The sequence below is a fragment of the Bradyrhizobium sp. genome, assembly GCF_049519115.1.
GTDB lineage: Bacteria > Pseudomonadota > Alphaproteobacteria > Rhizobiales > Xanthobacteraceae > Bradyrhizobium.
Genome location: NZ_JBEKRB010000033.1, coordinates 25,001 through 47,369, shown reverse-complemented (window position 1 = coordinate 47,369; position 22,369 = coordinate 25,001). Strand labels below are relative to the sequence as shown.

Here is a 22,369-nt window from a genome sequence, read left to right as displayed (position 1 = left end):
GCGGAACCGCAGAGCCGATCTGGAAGCGCGACATGAAGGCTTTGAAAATCGCAAGTCTGGTGATCGCAGCGATTGTCGTGATCGCGGCGTTGCTCCTGGTCGTCGGAATCCCCTCTGGCTTCCTGACTTCGACCATGGCCGAGCGCATCGAGCGCGAAACCGGCTACCGCCTCACGATAGCCGGTTCGACCCGGATCGGATTGTGGCCCTCGCTCCACGTCACCATGAGCAATGTGACGATCGAGCGGCTGAGCGATCCCGACACCGGCAATCGCCTGACCGCAGGCGACATTCAGGCCGACCTGACGCTCGCCAGCCTTTGGTCGGGCCATCCGGAAGTCACCGATCTGGTGATCAACCGTCCTGAACTTCGCATCCCGTTGCGGCGCGAGCGGCAGGCAGCGGCCGGACCTACTTCCTCTCGGCCAAACGCTGCCCCGGACACCGACTCGAGTCCGCCGAAAATCAACCGCATCACCGTCACCGACGGCACGGTCACGTTCTTCAACACGCGTGACCGCGTCGAAAACCGCGTCGAAGCCATCGGCGCGCATGCCATCATCGACGCCGACCGTCGCCTCAGCGTCGACGGCGATGCGAAAGCCGGCGGCCGCCCGCTCACCTTCACCATCAAGGCGTCGCTGCCCGACGCGTCCGTGACGCGGCAAACCATTCCCGTCGAACTGTCGCTGCAAGCGCCCGGCCTGTTGCGCGCGCCGCTGTCGAGCAAGGCCGACCTTCGGCTCAACGGCACGGTTGTCATGATCAACGGCCTGTCCGGCGCCATCGGCGATGGCGCCTTCGACGGCTGGGCCTCGGTCGATTTCGCCAGCAAGCCGCTCGTGAAACTCGACCTCGACTTCCGCCGGCTGGATGTTGCGACCGCCACTTCGCCAACCGCGCCGCAAATCTCCTCGCCAGCTGCCGCGCCAGAAACCACCGCAGCCACCTGGAGCAACGATCCAATCGAACTTGCCGGACTCAACTATGTCGACGCGCAGGTTCGCCTCTCGGCCGCCGAGCTCAATCTCGGCAGCGCGCATTTCGCGCCCGCAGCACTTGAAGCATCGCTCGCGGGCGGCGTTCTCAAGGGCACAGTCTCCAATCTCGGCGCCTATGGCGGCCAGGGGAGCGCCACCATCGATATCGATGTCTCGCGCGATGCAACTAGCTATGCGCTCCACAGCGACCTCACCAACGTGCGCGCGCTGCCGCTCCTGAAGAGTGCGGCCGACTTCGACAGCCTCGACGGCCGGCTGCAAGCTAGGATCGAGGTTCGTTCGAGCGGCCAAAGCCGGCAGGCGATCATGTCGAATCTCGTGGGCACCGCGACGGCCAATTTCCAGGACGGCGCCATTCGCGGGCTCAATGTCGCGCAGATGATCCGCTCGCTGACGTCGGGCACGCTTTCGGGCTGGCAGGAAAGCCGCGAGCAGACCACCGATCTGACACAGCTTTCGGCTTCGTTTCGGATCGAGAAGGGCCAGGCGACGACGTCCGATCTCAATCTGGTCGGACCGCTGGTGAAGATGACAGGTACCGGCACCATCGACCTCGGCGCGAAGTCGCTGGCCTTGCGGGTCGAGCCGAAACTGGTGATGACCACCCAAGGCCAGGGACGTGCAAGCGACCCGGTGGGCTTCGGCATTCCCGTTGTCATCGTTGGGCCGTGGGCCAGCCCGCAGATTTATCCCGATGTCGCCGGCATCCTCGACAATCCCGATGCGGCCTATGCCAAACTGAAAGAAATGGGCAGCGGGCTTTTTGCTCCTGGTGCATCGGGTGGCGGCTCGGGCAATCCGGCCGGCGGCAACTCGCTCGGCGACACCCTGGGCAACCTGATTCAACAGGGGCTGAATGCGGCGCGCGGCAACACCACGCAACAGCCTCCCTCGCCGAATAACCCTTCCGCGCCGAACCCGAACGATCCCTCGCGCCAGCAGGACAATCAGCCGCTGAATAACATCATGAAGCAGCTTTTCGGGCGGTGAAGGCCAATCCAAGCATACTCGCAGTTCGCTTGGCCTTGCCGCTGGACCTCTGCTAACGATTTCTTGAGAGAACCCACGGGAATGCCGATGACTAACGCCGCCTCACGCCCCCTCCTCGCCCCGCTCGCGGCGGCCCTCCTCCTTCTCGCCTCCCCCGCGCTCGCCGCGGACGAGCCGGCCGCAAAGGATGCGCCGCAGGGCGCGACGGTGACAGTGCTGAAGGCGTCGAAATTCTGCTTCCCCAATCTGGTCGAGGCGTTCGGCATTCTGATCCCGCGCGAGGAGACTTTTGTGCGCCCGGACCGGCCCGGGCTGAAGGTCGCGGAGATCCTGACCGACGCCGGTGAGACCGTCAGCGCGGGGCAAAATCTCGCCCGGCTCGGGCTGCCCGAAGGCGGCACGATCCTGGTGACCTCTCCGGTCGCCGGCACGATCCTGAGTTCGACCGCCGCGATCGGCGCGCCCGCCTCGCCGCGCGGCGAAGCTTTGTTTTCCATCATCGCGCGCAACGAGTTCGACCTGGTCGGCATGGTGCCGACGCAGGACCTGCCGAAACTTGCGGTGAATCAAACAGCGCGCATCAAGGTCGTCGGCGCCGGCGAGGTCGAAGGCAAGGTGCGCCGCGTCGCCTCCACCGTCGAGCCGAACAGCCAGCTCGGCCAGGTGTTCGTCGGCGTCACCACCAACCGCAAGCTGTTCGTCAATTCAAGTGGCCGCGCCATCATCAAGACCGGCCAGAGCTGCGGCGTGTCGGTGCCGCTCACCGCCGTGCTCTATGGCGCGGGCGGCACGGTGGTGCAGGTGGTGCGGCGCGCGCGGATCGAGACCAAGCGGGTCGAGGTCGGGCTGACCGACGGCGGCCAGATCGAAATCCGCGACGGGCTGATCGAGGGCGACATTGTCGTGGCGCGGGCCGGCGCGTTGCTGCGCGAGGGCGATCCGGTGCGGGCGATTACGGCCGAGGCGGGAGCAAGGTAGGGGCGCGATATGGCCTGATCTAACCGGTGTCGTCCCCGCGTTCGCGGGGACGACGAGCTCTAGCGGATTTAAGCTCTCTAGCCGCCCGACTTGCCGGTCGCCTGGGCGTTGAAGCTGACGTCTTCCATCAGCGAGGAAGAGACCGAGGGCACCTGGGCGCCGCCCGAGGCCCGCGAGATCGCGACGCGGGTCTGGTTGAAGATCGCTTCCGCCGCGCGGGCCTGCTCGGGCCTGGGAGCGTTGATATGGGTGAGCAGTTCGGTCACCAGCACCGAATTTTCGCCGGTGGAATCATCGGCCACCGCGCCGGGCGTGGCCGAGGTCAGTATCAGCGCGTTATCAGGCACGGTGATCGGCGCCAGCCCATGGGAGAAGGTGCGGAAACGGCGCTCATAGGGGTTGCGGCGCGAGGCATCGAGCACCACAAGCTTGGCGCAGGCGCCGAAATCCTTGACCGCATCGAGCACGGATTCGACGCTGACGCCCTCGCGGCGCACATCGGCTTCCTTCCAGATCGTCGCATCGACCGGGATCATGAAGCTCTCGCGGCCGACCTGGATGCCATAGCCGCCGAAGAACAGCATGACGACCGAATCCGAGCGCACCTTCGACTTCAGGCGCGCGACGGCGCGGGTCATGTCGTCGTGGCTGGCGTCCTCGATGACGTCGACGTCAAAGCCTTCCTGGCGGAGCGCCGCGCTCACAGCGCGGGCGTCATTGACCGGCTGGGTGAGAGGCGCGTTGGCGTCGGGATAATGACCATTGCCGATGACGAGCGCGATCCGGGACGGCCGCCTCAAAGCATGAGCCGCCTGCTCGGAGCCAGCCGCCGTGGCGACATCCAGCGAGCGCATGTTCAGCGCAGCATGGGCCCCGATCGCCAGTGACACCGTGCCGACCAGCGCTGCCGCAACGGCAAGCGATCGCCGGGAAATGCGGAGTCCGGAGAACTGACCAAACACATTCATCACAGGTCTCATCACTATCCGTCGCGCAGTCTCGGCGCAGTCTTTGTCGCGCCAGCCAGCCATTGGGTTTATCGGGATTGGCGGCCGTTTGCCGCTCAATTATGCTCAATTTGCGGCGCTGCAACAAACAAAGCATTAACCTGCCCGGTGACCTTCCGGCAACCTTATTTGTCCGTTAACGGCTGATGGAACCGGCCCGCCGGGTTCCGCCTGTCACATAAAAGTCTCTCCCCAAAAGAAGCCGCCACCGCTCCCCATTTCCTTGAAATTGCTGCGTCTTTCGTGGCATTGCTGCTGGGACTTACCGTCTGGGGAGAGGCCCCCGCGCGAATGGCCGATTTTCGCGTGCGGGCCCGTTAAACGTGTGGGCAAGCCGCACGGAAAGACATTCAATGGCGTTTCATGAGATGACAGGCGCCGCCTGCCGCGCGCTGACGGCCCGAAAAGACGGACCATCGCTTTACGACGTCTGCGATCCCCTTCTGCTCAATGGCGCCGGCGGTGACCGGCATCTCGCTCAATTCTACCGGACCGCGCTCGCCAATCCGGGCTTAAGGCCGCTGCTGCGCCGGACCGGGCTCATCGAGTTGAACGACACCTCGAAGCTCGGCGCGTTGCGCGAGGCATTGGTGCGAGCGCGCGACGACGAGACCCCGGACTGGGCCGCGATCGGCCAGCCGGTCGCAGACCTCCTCGATACGGTCAAGCTGCACCACCCCCGTCCCAAGCCGTCCGCCCAAGTCGAGGCGGCGGCACCGAAGCTTGCCGACATCGAGCGGGTGATCCGCGCCTGCGGCGCGCACCTCTTGCGCTCGTTCGGGAAGAACGGCTTCATCCCGGCCTACGCCGCCTTCAACTTGATCGGCGACCCTGATATGCGCGGGCGCGAATTCCTGATGGCGCTGACCGGGCTGGATGCCCGCGGCTACAAGAATTCGACGCTGCTGTTCAACCTGGCGCGCATCTTCATCGCGCGTTCGCCGGCCCGCGAGCTGATCAATCCGCCCTGGAAAGGCATCGCCGAGCCGATGTGGCAGCCGATGCAGATCCGTCATCGCTCGGCCTATTACGACGCGTTCTATATCGAGTCGCTGCTGGGTTTCATCGAGAGCGGGCTGGCCTCGACCGAAGAAACCAGTGCTGCGAAGCGCGCCATATCAGCGATGGCCGATTTTTGCCTGGGCGCAAGCCGCGAGCAGGTCCGCGGCGTGGACGGCACCGCGTTCGACGTCGTCACCGCGATTGCACCCGCGCCGCATCCGCGGTTTTCGCGCTTCTTTGCCGAGATCAAGGAGAAGCTCGGCTTTGGCCTCTACGTGCCGGATTGCGACACCACGGCCTGCGCGTTCTCTGCGGCGACCCAAGCCGGGCTCGAGGATCCCTTGCTCGATCAGCCGCTGCCGGATTTCTACCGCGGATATCAGGTCAAGGCCGGCGCCAACGCGCCCAAGGTCACGGTGCCGATCAACGATCATATCGACTATGACGGCGGCATCGTCACCTGGATCGACAACATCAACGGCGATCGGCCCTACGGCAACGACCTCGATCCGACGCTCAATCTCGATGTATTGGAGGTGAGCTTCCGCAATCTGTCGCGCTGGAAGATCCTGGAGACGCCAGAGCGGCTCGATCTGTTGCGCGGCATCGTCACCTTCCAGAAAAATCTCGCCGCCAGCGGCGCCTTCACCAATCCGCGCTCGCACATCTATTATTTGCCGGAGCTTTATTGCGCCTATTTCGGCCGCTGTTATGCGGCCTTCATGGCGTTGCCTGCGGAAGCTCGGGCGACGATCGATCCCGACGGCGCATTCGAATTCATCCGCGAACGCGTGCTCGCCTATGTGCGCGATGACTTGATCACCCACGAGATGAACCCGTTCGATGCCGCGCTGGCGCTGGTCGCGCTCGGGCATCTCGTCGCCGAGGTCTCACACTTCACGGCACCACTTCATTGCATCGTGCACCATCTCGGCGAAGGCGGCCGGCATGGGCCGTTCAAGGCCTATGAGTGGAACAAGATGAAGACGCCGACCCGCATTCTGGTCGGCGGGCCGGAAGCCACTTCCGCCTTTGTGCTGATGGGCCTGTCGCTGGCGCGCGCCGCACTCACGCGGGTGCAAGGCTGATGCAAGGCTGGTGTAAGGCTGGCGTAAGGCTGATGAAGCGGAACTGACACCGCCAAATCCGCTAGCGTTCCGGCCAAATCCGCATCACAATCGAGGCCCATTGTGGCACACCCGTTGTGATTTTCCATTTTGAACCGGCCTTTTCACATGCGCCTGAAATTCCTGTTCGCAACATTTGCGCTGTTGCTGCCCGTGGCAGTACAGGCCGCCGACATCACCGGCACCGCGAAGGTTCGCGAGGGCGATACCGTCGTGATCGGAACCAGCCGGATTCGTCTCGGTGGCATCGATGCGCCTTCGGTCGATCAGCTTTGCCTGAACAGCAAGGGCGAGCGCTGGACCTGCGGGGCCGCGGCCCGCGACGAACTCATCAAGCATGCCGACAACAAGAGCTGGACCTGCCACACCAACCAGGCTGCCGACCGCCGCGGGAGAATTGTGGCGCGATGCGACGTCGACGGCGAAGACATCCAGAAATGGATGGTGCGAAGCGGATGGGCGCTGTCCTATGTGCGGTTCAGCCACGACTACGACGAGGACGAGAAGGCCGCGCGCGACGCCAAGTCCGGCATGTGGCAGGGCGCGTTCATCGCGCCGTGGGATTGGCGGGTCCGCAACAAGAAGACCACCATCCTGGGCGCCACCAAGCCGCCGGAGAACGCGCATGCCATCCTACTGGCCTCGGCCTCCGGATCGGTCGCGCCGTCGCCGGAATGCACCATCAAGGGCAACGTCAATCGCGCCGGCGAGTGCATCTATCACCAGCCGACCAGCCGCTGGTACGCCCGGATCGAAATGAAGATCAGCAAGGGGACGCGCTGGTTCTGCTCGGTCGAAGAGGCCGAAGCCGCGGGCTGCCGCGAGACCCGACGATAGGCCAAAGCGTTTTCGAGCGAAGTGGGAACCGGTTCGCAGAGCAATCAAGTTTACGCAGATTGCGTAGACTTATCTGCGGTAGAAAACGCGTCAAAACAAATGACCAGGGCCCGGTGACGAATTTCTTTGGCAACTCCTTTGGCATCATGCCGTCCCACCACCCGCATGGGCGGCTGGAGCAGTTTCTGCTCGCCGCACTCGCGGTTGTCATGGCCTATACCGCGCTGGCCTATCAGGTGCTGCCCGCGGTCTGGAGCCATTACGAGCATCAACGCCGCCTCAAGGATTTGCCGATGGTGACGCGCACCGCGCAAGGCATTCCCGGCGATCCCATCAATGTCGGCCTGATCGGCGACAAGCTCGACGTGGTCTGCGCTATGCAGGCGGCGGGTTGGTATCCGGCCGATCCCGTGACGGCGCGCACGGCCGTCGAAATTGCCGGCAGTGTGCTGCTCGACCGCCCCTACCGCCGCGCGCCGATCAGTCCGCTGTTCTATCTCGGCCGCCCTGAGGATCTCGCCTTCGAGAAGCCGGACGGCCAAAGCGCCGATCGCCGCCATCATGTGCGGTTCTGGCAGGTGCTGGATAAAGGCCAGGAGAATCGCCCGGTCTGGCTTGGCGATGCCACCTTCGATCGCGGCGTCGGCGTCAGCCACTATACCGGCGCGATCACACATCATATCTCCGCCGATATCGACGCGGAGCGGAGCCTGCTCGCCTCGGATCTCGAGGCCGCCCAGGTGGTCGACGCCAAATATCAGGTGACCGGCATCGGCGTCACACTCGCCGGGCGAAACGGCGGCGGCGATTCCTATTTCACCGATGGCGAGGTGTGGATCCTGCGGCTGGTGGTGGCGTGCCAAAAACGAACAACGCCGGCGGATGTCATTCCGAGCCCGATGGCGACCGAGATCAAGGACCAGATCTGGCACGCGGTCGCCGATGCACTGCCGCAGCAAGTCAAGGAATAGCGGGATCTGGGCCGCCGCATGACAGCCTCACCCGAATATCTTCCTATCCCGGGTTGAATTTCCCGGCATTCCCCTGCATCCCTTGTCGGGTCAAACGTTCAGAGGAATCACGAAAATGGCCGTTCGCGCGGGCCGGGAATTCCTGGCGATCCCCGGACCCACTACCATGCCCGACGAGGTGCTCCGTGCGATGCACCGTCCGGCGCTCGACATCTATTCGGAGGAGATGGTTCAGCTCTCCGACGGCCTGTTGCGCGACCTCTCCCGGCTGTTTGCCACCAAAGGCAAATCCTACATCTACATCGCCAACGGCCATGGCGCCTGGGAAGCGGTACTCAGCAACGTGCTGTCGCGCGGCGACAAGATCCTGGTGCTGGAAAGCGGCCGGTTTGCCGTCGGCTGGGGCAACGCCGCCGCCGCGATGGGCGCCGACGTCGAAGTGCTCCAAGGCGACTGGCGCCGCGCCGTTCGGCCGGCCGATGTCGAAGCGCGCCTGCGGCAGGACAAGGACCACAAGATCAAGGCGATCCTGGTGGTGCAGGTCGACACCGCGTCGGCCGCCTATAATGACATCGAAGCGATCGGCAAGGCGATCAAATCATCCGGCCATCCCGCGCTGTATCTGGTCGACACCGTGGCCTCGCTCGGCTGCATGCCGTTCGAGATGGACGCCTGGGGCATCGATGTCGCGATGTCCGGTTCGCAGAAAGGCCTGATGACCCCGCCGGGCCTGAGCTTCTGCGCCGTCAACGACCGCGCCCAGCAAGTACACAAGAAGGCGAACCTGCGAACGCCCTATTGGGACTGGACCGAACGCGAGGGCACCGAGCACTACCGCAAATATGGCGGCACCGCGCCCATTCATCTGCTGTTCGCGCTCCGCCAGGCCATCGACATGATCGACGAGGAAGGCCTTGAAAACGTCTTCCTGCGCCATCGCCTGCTGGCCGAAGCGGTGCGGTGCGCGGTGTCGGTCTGGGCCGAGGGGCAGGTGCTCGGTTTCAATATCACTGAGGCCAGCGAACGGGCCAACACCGTCACCACGGTGCTGATGGCCGACAGCCACGACCCGGTCGCGCTCCAGCGCTACTGCAAGGAGAAATGCGGCGTGGTGCTCGGCGTCGGGATCGGCGACTTGGCCGGTCAGGCGTTCCGGATCGCCCATATGGGCCACGTCAACGCGCCGATGATACTGGGCACGCTGGGCGTCATCGAGGTCGCGCTGCAGGCGCTCGGCGTTCCCCACGGCAAAGGCGGCGTCGAGGCCGCGATCGGCTGGCTCGGCGACAACGTTCCGGCCTGACGCTTAAAACCCTGTTCGCCGGAATCGAGACGCGGGGAGGCTTTCCGGCCTCCCCGTATTCGTGCTTATATTGATCTGGCGATAAATAAGCGCGAATTCCGTAACCACGGGTCTGTCCTGTCATAATCAGGTTTCCGCCGAGGGCGTCGATCTGGTCGCGGCGGAATGCGCGAAAAAACTGCAGGGAGCGGTTAATTGGCGTCGGTTGAATTGCGTGACCTCACCAAGCGATTTGGACCGGTGACGGTCGTTGACAACGTCTCATTACGTATCGATCACGGGCAACTGGTCTGCCTTCTCGGCCCCTCCGGCTGTGGCAAGACGACGACGCTGCGGCTGATCGCTGGTTTCCTCGAACCGACATCCGGCGAGATCCATGTCGGCGACCGCCTGGTGTCGGCGGCGGCGCGCACGATGCCGCCCGAACAGCGCAAGATGTCGATGATCTTCCAGAGCTACGCGCTGTGGCCGCATATGACCGTCGCCGAAAACATCACCTATGGACTCAAACTGCGGAAGCTCGATCGAGACACCATCGCCAAAAAACTCAGGGCGATCCTGCAAACCACCAAGCTCGAAGTCCTCGCCGAACGCTATCCCGGCGAATTATCCGGCGGCCAGCAACAGCGCGTCGCGCTGGCGCGGGCGCTGGTGGTCGAGCCGGAAACGCTATTGCTCGACGAACCGCTCTCCAACCTTGACGCCAATTTGCGCGAAGAGATGCGCTTCGAAATCCGCCGGCTGCATGACGAATACCGCTATACGACCGTTTACGTCACCCACGATCAATCCGAGGCGATGACGACGGCCGACCTGATTGCCGTCATGAGCGGCGGCAAGATCGACCAGCTCGGCACGCCGGAGGACATCTACGACCGGCCGCAATCGGAGTTCGTTGCGCGCTTCATCGGCTCCAGCAACGTGATCAAGGGTGTCGCCCGCGACGAGAACCACATCTCGTTTTGCGGCGCGACCTTGCGTGTGGTCGGCGCAAAGCTCACAGCCAATCAGGACGGAGCGGTCGCTATCCGCCAGCACGACATTGGGCTGTCGACCAGCGCGCCGCAGGGCAGCGAGAATATCGTCAAGGCGACGGTGACGCGGCAAGTGTTTCTCGGCGCCAACCGCGATTACGTGCTTGAGACCGCCGACGGCACCAACCTGCGCGCCGTCACCTTGCCGCAAACCGCTATTCCCGCCGGCACCGAAGTGTGGCTAACGTTGCCGCCGGAGCGCTGCCGGGCGCTCAGCCGGTAATCGAGGCTTTGATGACGCGGCGAACATTATCCAGGCGCGGGCTCATCAAAGGATCGGCCGCGCTGGGCTTTACGGTTTTCGCCGCCCCTCTCAAGGCGGCGGCGCCGGAGCCGGTCGCGATCACGCCGCAACTGATCGATGCGGCCAAACGCGAAGGCAAGGTCGTGCTCTATTCGGCGATGGATTTGCCCGTCGGCGAAAAGCTCGGCAATGCCTTCCAGACGCAACATCCCGGCATCGAGATGCAGATCGAACGCTCCGGCTCGGAGCGGCTGTTTCAGCGCATCGCGCAGGAGTTTTCTTCCGACATCCACGCCGCCGACGTGATCACGACCGCGGATGCGTCTCACGTCATCTCGTGGAAGCGGAACGGCTGGCTGGCGCCCTTTGTCTCGGAGGACGTCGCGAAATATTTTCCAAGCGAGTATCGCGATGCCGATGGTCTGTTTGCAACATCGCGCGTCTGGCTGTCGTCGATCGCCTACAACACCAATCTCGTCAAAGCCTCTGACGCGCCCGCGAGCTTCGCCGACCTGCTCGATGTCAGATGGGCCGGCAAGATGGTCAAGGGACACCCCGCTTATAGCGGCACGATCATGACCTCGACATTCGAGTTGGTTCGCGAACTCGGCTGGGACTATCTGGAGAAGCTATCGAAGCAGCGCGTGATGCAGGTTCAGTCATCGACCGATCCGCCGAAGAAACTTTCGCTCGGCGAACGCGCTATCATGGCCGACGGCAACGAATATAACGTCGTGCTGTTGAAGGAAGCCGGTCAGCCGGTCGAACCTATCTATCCGGCCGAGGGTACGCCGACCATTTCGGGTCCCACCGCCATCTTTGCGACCGCACCGCATCCCAACGCCGCGCGGCTGTTTCAGGCCTGGTTGCATACGCGCGAGACGCAGCAGTTTTTCACGGACTTCACTGCGCAGTATTCGGCTCACCCGCAGGTGGCGCCGAAACCGGGTCGGCGCAAGATTGCCGACATCAAGCTGATGAAGGAAGACCCGGTCGCGGTCGAGAAGATGACGGACGAGATCAAGACGCGTTATGCGCGGTTGTTCAGGGTGTGAGAATGCTTAGCCCTGTTCACCACCGTCATTCCGGGGCGCCTCGCAGACGCGAACCCGGAATCCATTGCGGCACATTGATATCCGGCGGAATAGATTCCGGGTCTGCGCCAATGGGCGCATCCCGGAATGACGGCGAGAGAGTTTGCAGATGACGACTATCGACACCCCCAAAGCCAAGATCGACTGGACCAAACCGGTGCTGTGGCTGTTTGCGGCCGTCATGATCGTATTGATCGTGCTGCCGATGTCGTGGCTTGCGATCTACAGCGTCACCGACAAGGCCAATCACCTGACGCTGCAGAATTTCGTCACCCTGTTCACCGATCCCGATTTCCTTGACCCACTGCTGACGACCGCAATCATTGCGACAAGCTCGGCCCTCATCTGCTGCCTGGTTGCCGCGCCGATGGGATGGCTGGTATCGCGCACCGATATGCCCGGCCGGCAAACCATCCGCGCGCTCGTCACCGCGTCTTTCGTGACGCCGCCGTTCCTCGGCGCCATTGCCTGGGAATTGCTGGCCGCCCCCAACAGCGGACTGCTCAATCAGCTTTATCGTTTTGTCACTGGCGCGGAAGCCGACGAGCACCTGTTCGACATTTATTCTCTGCCCGGAATTATCTTTGTCATCTCCTGTTACACGTTTCCCTTCGTATTCGTGCTGGTCGCCAACGCGCTCGACAACATGCCCGGCGAACTGGAAGACGCGTCCGCAATTCTCGGAGGCAAGGCCTGGACCACCGCGCGGCGCATCACCATTCCGCTCGCGCTCCCTGCCCTTGTCGCGGGCGCACTGATCGCCTTCCTGCAAGCCATGACTTTGTTTGGCTCGCCCGCGATCCTGGCGCTGCCGGCCGGCTTCCACACCATGACCACCAAGATCTGGAGCTTGTTCCAGTATCCGCCCAAGCTCGAACTCGCGGCCACCGCCGCGGTGCCGCTTTTGGTCCTGACCATTCTGCTCCTGCAGGGGCAGAAATTCCTGCTCGGCCGGCGCGGCTTTTCAGTGCTCGGCGGCAAATATGGCGCGCCACGCCGGGTCGAAATGAAAAAGTGGCGCTGGGCGGCGCTCGCCTTCTGCCTCCTGATCCTGCTCAATCCGGTGTTCCTGCCGTATTTCGCGCTGTTCAATGCCGCGTTCTCACCGAACGCCACGACGCTGGTGACGCCCTCGACGTTGACGCTGCACAACATCGTGTTCGTGTTCACGGAGCTTTCCTCGACCCAGCTGGCGCTGAAGAACACCGTGATCTTGGGCACCGCGACCGCCACGCTCGGCACTCTGCTTGCACTCGTGATCGCCTATGTCACGACACGCCGGATGATCGCAGGCCACCGTATCTTGGGTTTTCTCGCCACTGCGCCGGTCGCCGTTCCCGGCATCGTGCTCGGCGTCGGCCTGTTCCTGAGCTACACGCGGCCGCCGTTCGTACTCTATGGCACGCTCTGGATTCTCCTGATCGCGTTTCTGACCATCAACCTGCCGTCGGCCTATCAGCAATTGCAGGCGGCGTTCGCCACCGTCCATCCGGAGCTTGAGGAAGCGAGCCGCATCCTTGGCGCAACACGGCTGCAAGCGCTACGCCAGATCACCGCGCCGCTATTGCGCACCGCCGTCATCGCCACCTGGTGCTTTATTTTCATCGGCGTGATGCGCGAATTGTCCGCGGCAATCGTTTTGTTTACTTCGCAAACGAAAGTGATCAGCGTCCTAATCTACGATCTCAACGAAAGCGGCGATCTCGCCGCAATCTCCGTGCTCGGCATCGCCATGCTTCTGATCACCTTCGCGGTCGTGCTCGGCGTCAACCGGATTCCCATGTTCGGCGGCAATGCCAGCGCGCGGCTGCGGAATTAGCGGGCTCCACAGGCCGTAATTGCGAGCAGTCCAGTCGATCGGAAGCAAGATTCTGGATTGCTTCGTCGCTTGCGCTCCTCGCAATGACGGAAAGAGCCACTATCGCTCAGCATCTCCCAACCGATACGCCTCGACCTGCGCCTTGAGCCGGTCAAGAGGTTCCGTCGGCGCCGACGCATCGACGCGATATTTTCCTTGCGCGAGCCAATCCAGAACCTTCAAGTCGATCGCTGGCGAATGGTGGATCACGTCGGAATAATTATTCAGATCGTGGGTAACTTCGCTGACGCTTCGAAAATCGAACAGCCGGACGTTCGGGAAATTCGTCAGCCGCCGGCAAAAGAGGGCCGAGAACGCATAGACGCTTTGCAATGTCTCGGGTGACGTGTCGCGCAACGCCACCCATTGCAGGATCGAATAAGGCGGCAGATAGATATCGAAGGTCGCGCCCGGATTGGCGCTGATGAGACCAACCGCATCCCGCTCGAACACACGGACCTTCATATCGTAGTCGGTATCGTCCAGCAGGTAGTTGCTGCGAAGGGGATCAGTAATGTACCGGAACGCCGCCATCGCCCGTTTGGCCTTGTAGATCGCGGCGACGTCGTCGTTAGGCTGTAACGTGTTGATATCATCGACACGGGACAGCGGAAATTTGAACAGCCCTTCGTTCGCCATCGGCGCGAGGACCGGCTTCAACGGCGGGATCGATCGCACCACCGTCCACACCGACTCCCACGCCATCGCGCCACTGAGGAGGTAAGAGGCGATGCCCTTCACATTTCCCCGGTAAAGATCTGCCGGAAGGTACGTGTTCGCGTCGATGTCAGGCGTGTCGTGAAAGATCCAGTCGTCCACCTCCCAGATCACCCGCTTTGGATGCCGGGCCATCGCGGCGGCGAGCACGAACGCCTGTTCGCGGGAGCTTGAACCGCTCATCGCGAGCTTGAGCGACGTCACGCCCATGATCCGGTCGATGTCGCTCTGGCGAAAATGAATCGCGAGCGACGTCCCTATGAAAACCGTGTCAAACGTCTGGCTCCTGATCAGCCCGGCATTCTGGAGCCGGCTGTCCTGCGAATACACCGCCGTCAACAGCCGTGCGGGGCGGAAGATCTGCAGGGGATCGACCGTAAAATTGAGCGCCGCCGCCGCCAGCATGATGAGCAGGCTTGCGGCAAAGAAGCGAACTAGATTTTTGATCGATTGATCCACTAGAGTTCCGGTTCCGAAGTTCGCAAACTATCGTGGCTACCTCTGACGCGAACTTCGGAATCAAAGGAACTCTAGCAATTTATTGATCCTAGTGCGGCTTTGAATTTGAAGTTCCTATGACGAACTCCCGGCGAAACCGATAGGAACTTCAAATTCGCCGCACTAGAACCGGAAATAGATGAATTCGCTGTGGCGCTGGATGCCGAGAATTCCGAAGGCAAACGCCGCCGCGCCGCCGTAGACGAGCCATGGCCGCACCCGCCACGCGCTCACATTTTCGCCGACAAACCTGTTTTTGTGGTCGTAACCCACGATCGCTTGCGTATTCGGCGCGAACCAGGCAATCGCGGCATAGATCGCGATCATCAGGCTTTGGGCCATCTCGGTAGGACCGAACACAATCCGGCCGGGATCGGCCATGTCAGACAGCACCGATAGCGCGGAGGCCAGGCTATCGGCGCGGAAGAAGACCCAGGCGACCACGACCGCAAGAAAAGTGAGGAGAAACGCGACAACGCCGGCGGGGCGCGCCAAACGCTCAGGCGTCGGCGGGCCATAATTAACCCAGGCATGGTTGATGCAAAGGTAAAGCCCATGCAACGCGCCCCAGACGACAAATGTCCAGGCTGCACCGTGCCAGAGGCCGCCGAGAAGCATCGTGATCATGAGGTTCACATAGCGCAAGAGCCGGCCATGCCGGTTGCCCCCGAGCGGGACGTACAGATAGTCGCGCAGGAACTGCGACAACGTCATGTGCCAGCGGCGCCAGAAGTCGATGATGCTCGTCGCCTGATAGGGCGAATTGAAATTCAGCGGCAGGAAAATGCCGAACATCAGCGAGATTCCGATCGCCATGTCGGAATAGCCGGAGAAGTCGAAATAAAGCTGAAACGTGTAGGCCAGCGCGCCGATCCAGGCCTGATCGAACGACGGCGAGGCCTGGTTGAAGGCGAGCGCGACCAAAGGCTGGATGCCATCGGCAAAAACGGTCTTCTTGAACAGGCCGATTCCGAAAATAATCAGCCCATACAACATCAGACGCGGATTCGGCCGCTTCGTGTCATCTGATTCAAACTGCGGGATCATGTCCCGGTGGTGCAGGATGGGACCAGCGATCAAATGCGGGAAGTACGTCACGAACAGCGCAAAATGCGCCAGCGCATAGTGAGCGACCTTGCCCCGGTAGGCATCGACCAGGAACGCGATCTGCGTGAATGTGTAGAACGAGATGCCGACCGGAAGCAGGATGTTCACTACAACCGACGTCGAGAATATCGCGTTGAAATTGGCAGTCAGAAAGCCGGCATATTTGAAGATGCCGAGCACCATGAGGTCCCCGCTCACACCGACCGTCAACGCGGCAAAACGAGGGGCCGCGCGAAGACGGCGCGAAATCAGGAGCCAGCCGACAAGATAGTTGAATGCGATCGAGCCCAGCAGCAATGCCACGAACGGCCAGTTGCTGAACGAATAGAAAACCAGCGAGGCCAGCGCGAGCCATACGACCGGCGCCTGCGCACCGAAGCGGCCGGCGGCGAAATACCCAAAGAGAACAACCGGCAAAAAGACGAAAATGAAGGAATAGGAGTTGAAAAGCATCGGTTTCCTTGCGGGGGAAGCCGAGCCTAATCCTACCAGCCGTAAAATCAACAAGCTGGTCGGAGGCCATCATTCCGGGGCGCGAGCGAAGCAAGCGAGCCCGGAATCTATCTCACCTCTGGCTGCGTGGATAAATGGATTCCGGGCGTGCGCCTTGCGGCGCACCCCGGAATGTCGAAGATAAGAACGATCGAGGCGACGACAGCATCTGGCAATGTGCCCGGCAAACCCGATATGACATTGCAAACGATAAGAACAGAGTGACAAAACAGATGGACCAAAAGAGCCCCCTGACGCCGCCGGTCGCGCCGCGGCGCCCGCATGCCTTCACCACCCACGGCATTACGGTCGTCGATGATTATGCGTGGCTGAAAGATGAAAACTGGCAGGAGGTACTGCGCGGTCCGGCGATTCTGGATTCGGATATCCGCAAATATCTGGAATCCGAAAACGCCTACACCGAGAGCCTGCTTGGGCATACCGCGCCGTTGCAGAAGCGGCTGGTCAAGGAAATGCGCGGGCGCATCAAGGAAGACGATTCAAGCGTGCCCTCGCCCGACGGCGTCTACGCTTATTTGCGCAAGTTCCGCGAGGGCGGGCAACACGAGTTGTTCGGACGCAGTCCGCGCGAGGGCGGCGAGGCCGAGATCATTCTCGATGGCGACGAACTTGCGGCGCATCATGAATACTTCAAGTTCGGCGGCGGGCGGCATTCGCCCGACCACCGGCTTGAAGCCTGGAGCGCGGACACCAAGGGGTCTGAATATTTCTCGATCCGGGTTCGCGACTGGGCGACCAAGAAGGATTTCGACGACCTCGTCGAGGAGACCGATGGCACGGCGGTGTGGAATGCCGATTCGAGCGCGTTCTTCTATGTGAAGCTCGATGACAACCACCGGCCGATGCAGGTCTGGCGTCATCGTCTCGGCACGAAGCAGGCCGAAGACCTGCTGGTCTTTGAAGAGAAAGACCCCGGCTGGTTCACCCATATTCATGAAAGCGCCAGCGGCCGCTATTGCGTGATCGCCGGCGGCGACCACGAAACCTCCGAGCAGCGCCTGATCGATCTTTCCGACCCGAAAGCGACGCCGCGGCTGGTGGCCGCACGTGAAGAGGGCGTGCAATATTCGGTCAACGATCGCGGCGATCAGCTGTTCATTCTGACGAATGCTGACGGCGCCATCGACTTCAAGATCGCTACCGCGCCGTTGAATGCGCCGGAGCGGGCGAACTGGCGCGACCTGATTCCCTATCGCGAAGGCATCTATGTGCTCGATGTCGAACTGTTCTCTGGCCACATGGTGCGGCTCGAGCGCGCCAACGCGCTGCCGGCCATCGTCATCCGCGATCTCTCAAATGGCGAGGAACATGCGATTGCGTTCGACGAGGCCGCCTACTCGCTCGACACCATTGGCTCCTACGAGTTCGAGACGACGAATTTGCGTTTCTCCTATTCGTCGATGACGACGCCGAACGAAGTCTATGACTACGACATGGCGAAACGAACGCGCGTTTTGCGCAAGCGCCAGGAGATTCCGTCCGGCCACAACCCCGTCGATTACGTCACCACCCGCATCATGGCGAAATCGCACGATGGCGCCGAGGTGCCGGTTTCCATCCTGCATCGTCGCGATCTTGCGCGCGACGGCAACGCGCCGCTACTGTTGTATGGCTACGGCTCCTACGGCATGGCGATGCCGGCCTCGTTTTCCGCCAACCGGCTGTCGCTGGTCGACCGCGGCTTTGTCTACGCGATCGCCCATATCAGAGGCGGCGCCGACAAGGGCTGGGGCTGGTATCTCGACGGCAAGCGCGCGAAAAAAACCAACAGCTTCGACGATTTTGCGGCCAGCGCCCGTGCGCTGATCGCGGAGAAATATACCGGCACCAAGCGCATCGTCGGCCATGGCGGCAGCGCCGGCGGCATGCTGATGGGCGCGGTCGCCAACCGCTCCGGTGAATTATTCGCAGGCATCGTCGCCGAAGTGCCTTTCGTCGATGTCCTCAATACCATGCTCGACGACACGCTGCCGCTGACGCCGCCGGAATGGCCGGAATGGGGCAACCCGATCGAGAGCGAAGCCGATTTCAAGACCATCCTGTCCTATTCGCCTTACGACAACGTCGCGGCAAAGGACTATCCCGCGATTCTGGCGATGAGCGGCCTCACCGACCCGCGCGTCACCTATTGGGAGCCGGCGAAATGGATCGCGCGGCTGCGCGCGACCATGACCGGCGGTGGCCCGGTTTTGTTGCGCACCAATATGGGCGCCGGCCACGGCGGCGCGTCTGGCCGCTTCAACCGGCTCGACGAAGTCGCGATCGCGTATGCGTTTGCGCTCTGGGCGGTCGGGTTGGCGGAGAAGAGCGAGGCGTGAGCGTCTCGTGTCCCGGACGCGGCGCGTCACGAAGTGATGCGACGCAGCTCCGGGACCCACGGCTTCATGGACCCCGGATCTGCAGCGCACCGTTTCACGCTGCGCTGCGTCCGGGGAACGGCACAAGCGAAGAGCGAGCTTACCGCCCCTTCTCTTTCCGCCAGGCGGCGAAATCGACCGAGGTCTGTTCGTCGGTGGCCGGATAAAGCCCGAGGATCGATTTGCCTTTGTGGACCTGTTCGGTGACGAAATCCTCAAACGCCGTCATCTCGACGGCCTCATTGGCGATCTCGTCAGTCAGATGCGCCGGGATCACGATCACCCCGTCGCTGTCGCCGAGGATGACGTCGCCGGGAAAAACCGGTGCATCGCCGCAGCCGATCGGCACGTTGATTTCGATCGCCTGATGCAGCGTGAGATTGGTCGGCGCGCTCGGCCGGTGATGGTAGGCGGGAAAACCGAGGCTGGCGATTTCGGCTGAATCGCGAAAGCCGCCGTCGGTGATGACGCCGGCAACGCCGCGTTTCATCAGCCGCGTGACGAGAATGGCGCCAGCCGACGCGGCGCGCGCGTCCTTGCGGCTATCCATCACCAGCACCGCGCCCACCGGGCAGTCCTCGACCGCCTTGCGCTGCGGATGGGCGCGATCGCGGAACACCTCGATCTTGTTGAGGTCCTCGCGCGCCGGCATGTAACGCAAGGTAAAGGCCTCGCCGACCAATACCGGCTGATCGGCGCTTAGGGGGTGCACATCCTGGATCATCTGGACGCGAAAACCGCGCTTGAACAATGCGGTGGCGACCGTCGCGGTCGAGACGGTCTTCAGCTTGTCGCGGGCGGCGTCGGAAAGTTTGGTCATTGGTTCAATCCCTATCTATCGTCATTCTCTGATGTGCAATTGCGCATCGGAGATGCGCCGTCGCGACAAAATAGCGAGGTCATTTTGCGCGGAAGGCGCAGGCCCGGAATCTATTTCTCCCAGCATTCGTGCGGCATCATGTTTTCCGGGCTAGAGGCTTCGCCTCGCCCCGGAATGACGGTGAAGCTTAAAAAATCGACGGCTCGCCGACCGGCTTGCCGAACGTCGTTTCAAGAAAATCGAAGTCGCAGCCTTCGTTGGCCTGCTTGATGTGCTTGGTGAACATCCAGCCGTAGCCGCGCTCGAACCGCGTCTCCGGCTGCTTCCATTCGGCGCGGCGTTTTTTCAGTTCGGCCTCGGATACATCGAGGTTGATGGTGCGCGCGGCGACATCGAGCGTGATCTTGTCGCCGTTCTTCACCAGCGCGAGCGGCCCACCGATATAGGATTCAGGCGAGACATGCAGGATGCAGGCGCCATAGCTGGTGCCGCTCATGCGCGCATCGGACAGCCGTACCATGTCGCGCACGCCCTGCTTCACGAGCTTGGTCGGAATCGGCAGCATGCCCCATTCCGGCATGCCCGGACCGCCTTGCGGCCCGGCATTGCGCAGGATCAGGACATGATCGGCGGTGACATCGAGATCGGGATCGTCGATCGCCTTTTTCATCGACGGATAATCGTCGAACACCAGCGCGGTGCCGGTGTGCTTGAGGAAACGCGGTTCGCAGGCGGAAGGCTTGATGACGCAGCCGTCGGGCGCGAGGTTGCCTTTGAGCACCGCGAGCGCGCCCTCCGCATAGATCGGATTCTCGACCGTGCGGATGACGTCGTCGTTGTAGACTTCGGCACGCGCAATATTCTCGCCCATGGTCTGGCCCGTCACTGTCAGGGCATCGAGATGCAGATGCGGTTTGATCCGGCTCATCAGGCCGGGCAGCCCGCCGGCGTAGTAAAAATCTTCCATCAGATATTTGTCGCCGGATGGCCGCACATTGGCGATGACAGGCACCTTGCGGCTGGCTTTTTCGAAATCGTCGAGGCTGATGTCCTGTCCGGCGCGGCGCGCCTGCGCGAGCAGGTGAATGATCGCATTGGTCGAGCAACCCATCGCCATCGCCACGGTAATGGCGTTTTCGAACGCCTTGCGCGTCTGGATCTTCTTCGGCGTCAGATCCTCCCAGACCATTTCGACGATGCGCCGGCCGCATTCCGATGCCATCCGGATGTGGCCGGCGTCGGCCGCCGGAATCGAGGATGCGCCGGGCAGCGTCATCCCGATGGATTCGGCGATCGCCGTCATGGTCGAGGCGGTGCCCATGGTCATGCAGGTGCCGTAGCTGCGGGCAATCCCGGCCTCGACATCGACCCAGTCCTTGTCGGAAATCTTGCCGGCACGGCGCTCGTCCCAGTATTTCCAGGCATCCGATCCCGAACCCAGCGTCTTGCCTTTCCAGTTGCCGCGCAACATCGGCCCCGCCGGCAAATAGATCGCCGGGATGTTCATGCTGGTGGCGCCGAGCAAAAGCGCGGGCGTGGTCTTGTCGCATCCGCCCATCAGCACCACGCCGTCGACCGGGTGGCCGCGCAGCAATTCCTCGGCGTCCATCGCCAGCAGATTGCGATAGAGCATGGTGGTAGGCTTTAAGAACGACTCGGAGAGCGACAGCGCCGGCAGTTCCATCGGAAAGCCGCCGGCCATCAGGATGCCGCGCTTGACGTCGTCGACCCGGCTTTTGAAATGCATGTGGCAGGGCTGGGCGTCCGACCAGGTGTTGAGGATCGCGATCACCGGGCGGTCTTTCCATTCCTCCGGCGCATAGCCCATCTGCATGGCCCGCGATCGGTGACCAAAGGCCCGCAAGTCGTCGGGCGCGAACCAGCGCGCGCTGCGGAGCGTTTCCGGTGTTTTCTTGTTTTCTGTCATGATGCTACCCGTGCCAAATTCTGCCTGTGTCTTCTCACAGGCGATCCATGGCGAGCAAGCCCGCTGATGTCGAACCGGCAATTTTTGCAGTGCCAAATTGCCATCCGCGAGGCGCTGATCGCCAAGCCTCGACGACAGGCGGAATCTGTCAGGACGCGCGGGCGGCGGTCATCACGATCCGGACCAGATCGGCGGCATTTTTCGCGCCGAGCTTTTTCATGATGTTGGCGCGATGGTCTTCGATGGTGCGGGGGCTGATTCCCAATTGCCGCCCGGCCTCCTTGTTGGAGGCACCGGCGGTGAACTGCTCCAGCACTTCGCGCTCTCGCCGGGTCAGCGGCTCGCGGCCGGGGAAATGCAGCGAGCCGACGTTGGAAGCGGAACGATCGGCCTGGCGGCGCTCATAGGCCTCGATCGCCTCGTTGAGGCGCGCGACAAGCTCACTTCCACGAAACGGCTTCTCGATGAAATCCAGCGCGCCATTCTTGATCGCGCTGACCGCCATGGCGATGTCGCCCTGTCCGGAGATGATGAAGATCGGCGCCGGATAGTCCTCGCCGCGCAGTTCCTTCAAAATATCCAGACCCGATTGGCCGGGAATATGCACATCCAAAAGAATGCAGGCGGGAATACGGTTTCGCGCGATCGACAACAGCGCGGCACCGTCGGCAAAGCAGATGACTTCGTAGCCTCCCGCCGACAAGACGATGGAAAGAGTTTCGCGGACGGCGGGATCGTCATCGACGACGAAGATCTCACCGCGAGAGGGTGGCTTTTCGGTCATGTGACACCGTCCTTGGTCGCGGAAAAAGCAACGCGGACTTATCGACGCAAACCCGTGGCGCAAATCGCCATCCCGTGTTTCTACGGGACGATGACTTAACGCACAAGTAGCAACCTGTTCCCGTCTAACGCGAAAAACTAGCACCCGGCGCCCGACATCTGCCGCTCGTGCCAGTTCCGCGATTTCGTTCAATCGCTTCC

General features: G+C 62.3%; 16 protein-coding genes. 10 read left to right on the top strand and 6 right to left on the bottom strand.

What is annotated here, in order from left to right; all coding sequences use genetic code 11:
- Positions 1-32: 32 nt before the first annotated feature.
- Positions 33-1,991, top strand: coding sequence for an AsmA family protein (locus ABSE61_RS22940; protein ID WP_423873424.1), 1,959 nt, complete (start codon positions 33-35; stop codon positions 1,989-1,991).
- Between the two features lie 87 nt (positions 1,992-2,078).
- Positions 2,079-2,969, top strand: a complete 891-nt coding sequence (locus ABSE61_RS22935; protein WP_423873423.1) for an efflux RND transporter periplasmic adaptor subunit — start codon at positions 2,079-2,081, stop codon at positions 2,967-2,969.
- A gap of 77 nt (positions 2,970-3,046) precedes the next feature.
- Here ABSE61_RS22935 and ABSE61_RS22930 read toward each other — a convergent pair whose 3' ends face one another.
- Complete coding sequence (locus tag ABSE61_RS22930; protein WP_423873422.1) at positions 3,047-3,937, bottom strand: caspase family protein; 891 nt, start codon at positions 3,935-3,937, stop codon at positions 3,047-3,049.
- Between the two features lie 392 nt (positions 3,938-4,329).
- Here ABSE61_RS22930 and ABSE61_RS22925 point away from each other — a divergent pair, with 392 nt between their 5' ends.
- From ABSE61_RS22925 to ABSE61_RS22895, 7 genes are all read left to right on the top strand, one after another.
- Positions 4,330-6,066 carry a hypothetical protein gene (locus ABSE61_RS22925; RefSeq protein WP_423873421.1) on the top strand — a complete coding sequence of 579 codons (1,737 nt, stop codon included), beginning with the start codon at positions 4,330-4,332 and terminating at the stop codon, positions 6,064-6,066.
- Positions 6,067-6,213: 147 nt separating this feature from the next.
- A complete protein-coding gene (locus ABSE61_RS22920; RefSeq protein ID WP_423873420.1) occupies positions 6,214-6,942 on the top strand; it encodes a thermonuclease family protein in 729 nt (242 codons plus the stop codon).
- A gap of 209 nt (positions 6,943-7,151) precedes the next feature.
- Complete coding sequence (locus tag ABSE61_RS22915) at positions 7,152-7,913, top strand: LssY C-terminal domain-containing protein (protein WP_423873443.1); 762 nt, start codon at positions 7,152-7,154, stop codon at positions 7,911-7,913.
- A gap of 115 nt (positions 7,914-8,028) precedes the next feature.
- The gene (locus ABSE61_RS22910; protein WP_423873419.1) at positions 8,029-9,216 is read left to right on the top strand and encodes a pyridoxal-phosphate-dependent aminotransferase family protein; all 1,188 of its coding nucleotides are present in this window, start codon (positions 8,029-8,031) and stop codon (positions 9,214-9,216) included.
- Positions 9,217-9,411: 195 nt separating this feature from the next.
- Positions 9,412-10,473, top strand: coding sequence for an ABC transporter ATP-binding protein (locus tag ABSE61_RS22905; protein ID WP_423873418.1), 1,062 nt, complete (start codon positions 9,412-9,414; stop codon positions 10,471-10,473).
- A complete protein-coding gene (locus tag ABSE61_RS22900) occupies positions 10,428-11,549 on the top strand; it encodes an ABC transporter substrate-binding protein (protein WP_423873417.1) in 1,122 nt (373 codons plus the stop codon). The genes ABSE61_RS22905 and ABSE61_RS22900 overlap by 46 nt, the downstream gene beginning before the upstream one ends.
- A gap of 148 nt (positions 11,550-11,697) precedes the next feature.
- Positions 11,698-13,407: an ABC transporter permease gene (locus ABSE61_RS22895; RefSeq protein WP_423873416.1), complete on the top strand. Its 1,710-nt coding sequence runs from the start codon at positions 11,698-11,700 to the stop codon at positions 13,405-13,407.
- Positions 13,408-13,506: 99 nt separating this feature from the next.
- On the opposite strand, the gene ABSE61_RS22890 is transcribed toward ABSE61_RS22895, so the two are convergent.
- Both ABSE61_RS22890 and ABSE61_RS22885 read right to left on the bottom strand, forming a co-directional pair.
- Positions 13,507-14,622: a hypothetical protein gene (locus tag ABSE61_RS22890; protein WP_423873415.1), complete on the bottom strand. Its 1,116-nt coding sequence runs from the start codon at positions 14,620-14,622 to the stop codon at positions 13,507-13,509.
- 162 nt (positions 14,623-14,784) lie between these two features.
- On the bottom strand, positions 14,785-16,221 hold the full coding sequence (locus ABSE61_RS22885; RefSeq protein WP_423873414.1) for an MBOAT family O-acyltransferase: 1,437 nt from the start codon (positions 16,219-16,221) through the stop codon (positions 14,785-14,787).
- 272 nt (positions 16,222-16,493) lie between these two features.
- On the opposite strand from ABSE61_RS22885, the gene ABSE61_RS22880 reads away from it, so the two are divergent.
- Positions 16,494-18,599, top strand: coding sequence for a S9 family peptidase (locus tag ABSE61_RS22880; protein ID WP_423873413.1), 2,106 nt, complete (start codon positions 16,494-16,496; stop codon positions 18,597-18,599).
- Positions 18,600-18,738: 139 nt separating this feature from the next.
- Here the strand turns inward: ABSE61_RS22880 and ABSE61_RS22875 are convergent, their stop codons facing one another.
- The 3 genes from ABSE61_RS22875 to ABSE61_RS22865 all read right to left on the bottom strand — a co-directional run bounded on the left by ABSE61_RS22875 (position 18,739) and on the right by ABSE61_RS22865 (position 22,169).
- Positions 18,739-19,458 (bottom strand): ribonuclease activity regulator RraA, encoded by a 720-nt coding sequence (locus tag ABSE61_RS22875; protein WP_423873412.1) that lies wholly within the window; start codon positions 19,456-19,458, stop codon positions 18,739-18,741.
- A gap of 187 nt (positions 19,459-19,645) precedes the next feature.
- Positions 19,646-21,385: an L-arabinonate dehydratase gene (araD, locus tag ABSE61_RS22870; RefSeq protein ID WP_423873411.1), complete on the bottom strand. Its 1,740-nt coding sequence runs from the start codon at positions 21,383-21,385 to the stop codon at positions 19,646-19,648.
- A 148-nt stretch (positions 21,386-21,533) separates the two neighbouring features.
- Complete coding sequence (locus ABSE61_RS22865) at positions 21,534-22,169, bottom strand: response regulator transcription factor (RefSeq protein WP_423873410.1); 636 nt, start codon at positions 22,167-22,169, stop codon at positions 21,534-21,536.
- Positions 22,170-22,369 lie beyond the last annotated feature (200 nt).

What these genes read in the sequence shown, in the direction of transcription:
- ABSE61_RS22940 (WP_423873424.1), top strand. Translation starts at nt 33, where the DNA reads ATGAAGGCTTTGAAAATCGCAAGTCTGGTGATCGCAGCGATTGTCGTG.
- ABSE61_RS22880 (WP_423873413.1), top strand. Translation starts at nt 16,494, where the DNA reads ATGGACCAAAAGAGCCCCCTGACGCCGCCGGTCGCGCCGCGGCGCCCG.
- ABSE61_RS22935 (WP_423873423.1), top strand. Translation starts at nt 2,079, where the DNA reads ATGACTAACGCCGCCTCACGCCCCCTCCTCGCCCCGCTCGCGGCGGCC.
- ABSE61_RS22920 (WP_423873420.1), top strand. Translation starts at nt 6,214, where the DNA reads ATGCGCCTGAAATTCCTGTTCGCAACATTTGCGCTGTTGCTGCCCGTG.
- ABSE61_RS22915 (WP_423873443.1), top strand. Translation starts at nt 7,152, where the DNA reads ATGGCCTATACCGCGCTGGCCTATCAGGTGCTGCCCGCGGTCTGGAGC.
- araD (WP_423873411.1), bottom strand. Translation starts at nt 21,385, where the DNA reads ATGACAGAAAACAAGAAAACACCGGAAACGCTCCGCAGCGCGCGCTGG.
- ABSE61_RS22910 (WP_423873419.1), top strand. Translation starts at nt 8,029, where the DNA reads ATGGCCGTTCGCGCGGGCCGGGAATTCCTGGCGATCCCCGGACCCACT.
- ABSE61_RS22895 (WP_423873416.1), top strand. Translation starts at nt 11,698, where the DNA reads ATGACGACTATCGACACCCCCAAAGCCAAGATCGACTGGACCAAACCG.
- ABSE61_RS22865 (WP_423873410.1), bottom strand. Translation starts at nt 22,169, where the DNA reads ATGACCGAAAAGCCACCCTCTCGCGGTGAGATCTTCGTCGTCGATGAC.
- ABSE61_RS22885 (WP_423873414.1), bottom strand. Translation starts at nt 16,221, where the DNA reads ATGCTTTTCAACTCCTATTCCTTCATTTTCGTCTTTTTGCCGGTTGTT.
- ABSE61_RS22875 (WP_423873412.1), bottom strand. Translation starts at nt 19,458, where the DNA reads ATGACCAAACTTTCCGACGCCGCCCGCGACAAGCTGAAGACCGTCTCG.
- ABSE61_RS22930 (WP_423873422.1), bottom strand. Translation starts at nt 3,937, where the DNA reads ATGAATGTGTTTGGTCAGTTCTCCGGACTCCGCATTTCCCGGCGATCG.
- ABSE61_RS22925 (WP_423873421.1), top strand. Translation starts at nt 4,330, where the DNA reads ATGGCGTTTCATGAGATGACAGGCGCCGCCTGCCGCGCGCTGACGGCC.